The organism is Burkholderia sp. AW33-5, assembly GCF_053427615.1.
In genome coordinates, this window is sequence record NZ_JBSAXA010000054.1 from 1 (window position 1) to 5,887 (window position 5,887).

Here is a 5,887-nt window from a genome sequence, read left to right on the forward strand (position 1 = left end):
TACGTACTCGCTGGCCAGCTCAGTGCTGGATGCAAGAAGCTCCAGCCACCAGGAGCGACGCCTGACACCGGTGCCGAGTTCGACGCGGCGCACAAGATCGCCTTCGCTGACGATACCGATCAGCCTGCCATCTGCATCCGTTACCGGAACCGCGCTGATCGCGTGCTCGGCGAGCAGCTTGGCGACCTCCTGCACGCTCATCTCCGGCGTCGCGGAAATGACCGAGGTTGTCATCACGTCACGTGCCCACATGAGGTTTCTCCTTCCACGCGATGGCGCTTCACCGGCTAGTCTGCGGCGGACGCTGCACGCGCTCAGCCAGCTCGACCGGCCTGCAAGATGAATGCTTCACTCAGAAACACCGGGCGAATTTGACCGATATCAAAGACGGGAGATCGTACACGGATGTCGCCATATGGCCATTCGAACAGTATCGTGTTCGGTCGGCATCTTCCGTGGCAACTTGGGGCCGGATCCTGTTGTCCATCCTCACCGAGGCGGCGGGCCCGCTTCGGCAACCACGGCGCGTTGACACACGTCAACGGAAAAGCGGGTGCGGCGACCAGAATGAATCACGTCCGACCCGACCGGATGGTGTCCGAATGAACGTCCCCGCGATCATCGCCAAAACACCTGCCGACCTGCGCGTCGTGCCGAATCTCGTCGACTACGACGGCGAACAGCATCGTTTCTCGTGGGCAGTTGCGGCGCGCGAACTCGCCATCGAACCGGGCGGCGGCATCAACATCGGATGGCAGGCGGTCGACCGCCATTGTGCCGGCCCCGGACGCGACAGGATCGCCCTGCGCTTCCTCGCACGGAATGCGCCATCCCGCGCAATCAGCTACGCCGAACTCGCGACGCTGACTGACCGCTTCTGCAACGTGCTGCGTGGCCTGGGCATCGGCAAGGGCGACCGCCTGTTCATCGTCGCCGGACGCATCCCCGAAATGTATGTCGGCGTGCTCGGCGCACTCAAGAACGGCACGGTCGTCTCCCCCCTCTTCTCCGCGTTCGGGCCGGAGCCGATCGCCACACGCGTGAATCTCGGCGCGGGAACGGTGCTGCTCACGACCGATACGATCTTCGAACGCAAGATCGCCCCGTGGCGCGAACGCATGCCGGGGCTGAAGCACGTTCTGCTCGTCGCGGACGCACCCGGCACGGCGACGGCCGTTCCCGGCACCCGCGACCTCGCATCGCTGATGGCCAGTGCGGCGGACACATGCCGCTACGAACCGACGTCCCCGGAAGACATGGCGCTGCTGCACTTCACGAGCGGCACCACCGGCACGCCGAAAGGCGCCGTCCACGTGCATGCGGCGGCGCTCACGCACTGGATCACCGGACGGTATGCGCTGGACCTGCACGAGGACGACATCTACTGGTGCACCGCCGACCCCGGCTGGGTCACGGGTACCTCGTACGGGATCATCGCGCCGCTGCTCCATGGCGTGACCTCCATCGTCGACCGCGAGGAATTCGATGCCGAGCGCTGGTACGGCATCCTCGAGGACGAGCACGTATCCGTGTGGTACACGGCGCCGACCGCCGTGCGCATGCTGATGCGAGCCGGCTCCGGGATCGCTTCGCAGCACGCGTTCCCGCACCTGCGTTTCATCGCCAGCGTCGGTGAGCCGTTGAACCCGGAAGCCGTCTGGTGGGGAAAGGCAGCGCTCGGGCTGCCGATTCACGACAACTGGTGGCAAACGGAGACCGGCGGGATCATGATCGCGAATACACCCGCGTTCGACATCAAGCCCGGCTCGATGGGAAGGCCACTGCCGGGCGTGGATGCGGCGATCGTGCAGCGCGACGCCGGTGGCGGCGTGCAACTCGTCGACGAGCCGGGCATCGAGGGCGAACTCGCGCTCCGGCGCGGCTGGCCGTCCATGTTTCGCGGCTACCTGAACGAAGACGCACGCTATCGCAAATGCTTCGCCGGCGACTGGTATCTGACCGGTGATCTCGCGAGGCGGGACGCCGATGGCTACTACTGGTTCGTCGGGCGCTCCGACGACGTCATCAAGTCGGCCGGCCACCTGATCGGGCCGTTCGAGGTCGAAAGCGTGTTGATGGCGCATCCGGCGGTCGCGGAGGCGGCGGTGATCGGCAAGCCTGACCCGGTCGTCGGCGAATCGATCAAGGCATTTGTGGCGCTGAACCAGGGCCAATGCCCCGACGATGCACTCAGGATGGCGCTGCTCGCCCACGCGCGAAAGCGCCTGGGTGCGGCGGTCGCGCCCAAGGAAATCGTGTTCGTCGGCCAGCTTCCGCACACTCGCAGCGGCAAGATCATGCGGCGCCTGCTCAAGGCCCGCGAGTTGGGGATGGCGGAAGGCGACACATCGACACTCGAGAGCGGCGCATGACTCCCGTCGACCACCCGCCTCCGCCTCCGCCGTCAGGCCCCGTGCCGTATCCAGCGGATCTGGCGCTCGCGCTGTTGCGCGACATGTTGCGCGTCCGCCGCCTCGAAGAGAAATGCGCTGAACTCTACGGCGCGGGAAAGATTCGCGGCTTTCTTCATCTGTATATCGGCGAGGAAGCCACCGGCATCGGCGCCCTGCATGCGCTGACACCCGACGACAACGTCGTCGCGACCTACCGCGAGCATGCGCATGCGCTGGTTCGCGGCATGGACATGGGCGTGCTGATGGCCGAAATGTATGGCAAGCGCGAAGGCTGCGCTCGCGGGCGCGGCGGCTCGATGCACCTGTTCGACCGAAGCAGCCGGCTGTTCGGCGGAAACGCGATCGTTGGTGGCGGTCTGCCGCTGGCGGTCGGTCTCGCGCTCGCCGAAAAGATGCAGTCGAGCACGCGCGTCACCGCATGTTTCTTCGGTGACGGCGCGGTTGCCGAAGGGGCATTTCACGAGTCGATGAATCTCGCGGCGCTCTGGCGGCTTCCGGTGCTGTTCTGCTGCGAAAACAACCTGTATGCGATGGGCACTGCCGTCGAGCGCCACGAATCCCAGACGGACCTGTGCACGAAAGCTGCCGCCTATGACATGCGGGCGAGTTCGACCGACGGTATGGATATCGTGGCCGTACACGACGCGGCGAAGGATGCGGTCGCCTATGTGCGAAGCGGCGCCGGCCCGATGTTCCTGGAACTGCGGACGTATCGTTTCCGCGCGCATTCGATGTACGACGCCGAACTCTACCGGCAGAAGGCAGAGGTCGACGCATGGAAAACCCGCGGCCCGATCCACACGTTCACCGCGCGCCTCAAGGCAGAAGGCAAACTCACGGAGGACGCGTTCGTCGCGCTCGATGCCGATGTCGAAGCCGAAGTCGCCCGCGCGGTCGCGTTTGCCGATGCCGCCGCATGGGAGCCCGTCGAAGCGCTCGCAGAGGACGTCTACACGACGGCGGGAGGCCCGCGATGAGCCGCCGTCTCACTTATCGCGAAGCGCTGCGCGAGGCACTGCGCGAGGCGCTGTCGAACGATTCACGCGTGTTCCTGATGGGCGAGGACGTCGGATGCTACGGCGGCACCTATGCAGTGTCGGCCGGGTTGCTCGACGCGTTCGGGCCCGAGCGCGTCCGCGACACGCCACTGTCGGAACTCGCGTTCACGGGGGCCGGCATCGGCGCTGCGCTGGGCGGCATGCGGCCGATCGTCGAGATCATGACGGTGAACTTCAGCCTGCTTGCGCTCGACCAGATCGTCAATACCGCAGCGCTCTACCACCACATGTCCGGCGGGCAATTCTCGGTGCCGCTGGTCGTCCGAATGGCGACGGGCGCCGGCCGCCAGGTCGCCGCGCAGCACTCGCACAGTTTCGAAGGCTGGTACGCGGGCATCCCGGGCATCAAGGTGCTCGCGCCGGCGACCATCGAGGATGCGCGCCACATGCTGGCGCCGGCATTGGCCGATCCGGACCCGGTGCTGATCTTCGAACACGCGGGCCTCTACAACATGGAAGGAGACCTGCCGGACCTCGACGGTGTCGACATTCGCACCGCGAAAGTGCGCCGCGCGGGCAAGGACGTCGCCATCCTCGCGTACGGCGGCTCGCTGCCGAAGGCGCTCGATGCTGCCGAGACGCTCGCCGGCGGCGGGATCTCCGCCGAAGTGATCGACCTGCGCGTGTTGCGGCCGCTCGACGACGCGACGATCATCGCGTCGGTAGCGAAGTGCCGGCGCGTGGTCGTCGTCGACGAATGCTGGCGCAGCGCCAGCGTCGCCGCGGAGATCATCGCGCGCATCGTCGAGCAGGCGTTCTATGAGCTCGATGCACCGCCGGCACGCGTGTGCGCCGAAGATGTGCCGATTCCTTACGCCCGGCACATGGAAGACGCGGCATTACCCCAAGTCGACAAGATCGTCACCGCGGTGAAACAATTGTTTTCGTGATTGCTGACAAACTCCGAAGGGGGAAGCATGATCGAATTCACGTTGCCTTCCATGGGAGCGGACATGGACGAGGGGACGCTCCTCGAATGGAAGGTCAAGCCTGGCGACGTGGTCAAGAAAGGCCAGGTTGTCGCGATCGTCGACACGAGCAAGGCGGCAGTGGATGTCGAGAGCTGGCACGAGGGAACGGTCGACGAATTGTTCGTGAACCCGGGCGAACGGATCCCCGTCGGCACACCGATGGCCACGCTGCTCGAGCCCGGAGAAGCACCGCCGGCGGCGCGGCATACGCGCCAACCGGCGGCACCCGCCGCGGCCACCGGCGCGGCACCTCGCCGCAAGATCTCGCCGGCTGCGCGCAAGCTGGCGCAGCAGCACCGGGTCGATCCCGACAGTGTCACGGGCACCGGCCCGGCGGGCTCGGTGACGCTGGCCGACGTCGAACGGACGATCGCGGCGGCGGGTTCGCCCGCGCCCGGCACGCCCGGCGAGCGCAATCCGGAAATGAGACGGGTGATCGCGGCCGCGATGGAGCGCTCGAAGCGCGAGATTCCGCACTATTACGTGTCCGAGACGATTCCGCTGGGAAAGGCGCTGGCATGGCTCGCGGCCGAGAACGCGATGCGTTCCGTGACCGACAGGCTGCTTCCGGCAGCGCTCCTGCTCAAGGCGGTCGCGCTCACGCTGCGTCGATTTCCGGAGCTGAACGGGTTCCATCGGGAGGGCGTCTTCCAGCCGGCCGTCGCCGTGCATCTCGGCGTGGCGATCTCGCTGCGCCAGGGCGGGCTGGTGGCGCCCGCGTTGCTCGATGCGGATGCCAAGCCCCTGAACCAACTGATGCGCGAACTGCTCGACCTCACGCAGCGATGTCGCGCGGGCTCGCTGCGGAGTTCGGAGTTGTCGGAATCGACGATTACCGTGACGAATCTCGGCGATCGAGGTGCCGTCGAGGTGTTCGGCATTATCTATCCTCCCCAGGTCGCGCTCGTCGGGTTCGGGCGAATCATTGAGCGGCCGTGGGCCGAAGACGGCGGGCTGAAGATCATGCCGGTGACGACCGCCAGCCTCTCGGCCGACCACCGCGTATCCGACGGCCATCGCGGTGCGCTGTTCCTGGTTGAACTGGGTGAATTGCTGCAGCACCCCGAGGAGTTGAACCGATGAACAATGCAGACATCCTTTCGGTCGTACTGGAAACCCTTGCATCCGTCGCGCCGGAACTCGATCCGTCGACGCTGCGCGCGGATCGTCCGTTGCGCAGTCAAGTCGATCTCGATTCGATGGACTGGCTCAATGTTCTGACTGGCCTTCATGCGCGGCTGAAGGTGGAGATCCCGGAGCGCGACTACGGTCGTCTGGTTACGCTCGACGATATCGTCGGCTATCTCGCGGCCGCAGACGCACACCGACCGGTGCCCTGACGCCGGCGTCGTAACGTCCGCCACACCGTTGCACGACGGCGCGCGGTCTCGTGCAGCGGTGCCCGAGAGCACTACCGTCCATTGCCCCGCTCGCGCGCCGAGTA

General features: G+C 66.2%; 6 protein-coding genes. 5 read left to right on the forward strand and 1 reads right to left on the reverse strand.

Annotated elements, in window-relative coordinates:
* The coding region (locus ACV22V_RS32080) for a CBS domain-containing protein (protein ID WP_448016730.1) at positions 1-252 on the reverse strand (252 nt) is incomplete at its 3' end.
* 350 nt (positions 253-602) lie between these two features.
* On the opposite strand from ACV22V_RS32080, the gene acsA reads away from it, so the two are divergent.
* From acsA to ACV22V_RS32105, 5 genes are read left to right on the forward strand one after another with little or no spacing between them, the layout of a single operon-like run.
* A complete protein-coding gene (gene acsA, locus ACV22V_RS32085) occupies positions 603-2,372 on the forward strand; it encodes an acetate--CoA ligase (protein ID WP_448016739.1) in 1,770 nt (589 codons plus the stop codon).
* Positions 2,369-3,391 (forward strand): pyruvate dehydrogenase (acetyl-transferring) E1 component subunit alpha, encoded by a 1,023-nt coding sequence (gene pdhA / locus ACV22V_RS32090; RefSeq protein WP_448016732.1) that lies wholly within the window; start codon positions 2,369-2,371, stop codon positions 3,389-3,391. Before acsA ends, pdhA begins: the two co-directional genes overlap by 4 nt.
* Positions 3,388-4,362: an alpha-ketoacid dehydrogenase subunit beta gene (locus ACV22V_RS32095; protein WP_448016734.1), complete on the forward strand. Its 975-nt coding sequence runs from the start codon at positions 3,388-3,390 to the stop codon at positions 4,360-4,362. The genes pdhA and ACV22V_RS32095 overlap by 4 nt, the downstream gene beginning before the upstream one ends.
* A gap of 27 nt (positions 4,363-4,389) precedes the next feature.
* Positions 4,390-5,526 carry a dihydrolipoamide acetyltransferase family protein gene (locus ACV22V_RS32100; RefSeq protein ID WP_448016736.1) on the forward strand — a complete coding sequence of 379 codons (1,137 nt, stop codon included), beginning with the start codon at positions 4,390-4,392 and terminating at the stop codon, positions 5,524-5,526.
* The gene (locus tag ACV22V_RS32105) at positions 5,523-5,783 is read left to right on the forward strand and encodes an acyl carrier protein (protein WP_059542030.1); all 261 of its coding nucleotides are present in this window, start codon (positions 5,523-5,525) and stop codon (positions 5,781-5,783) included. The genes ACV22V_RS32100 and ACV22V_RS32105 overlap by 4 nt, the downstream gene beginning before the upstream one ends.
* Positions 5,784-5,887: the final 104 nt, after the last annotated feature.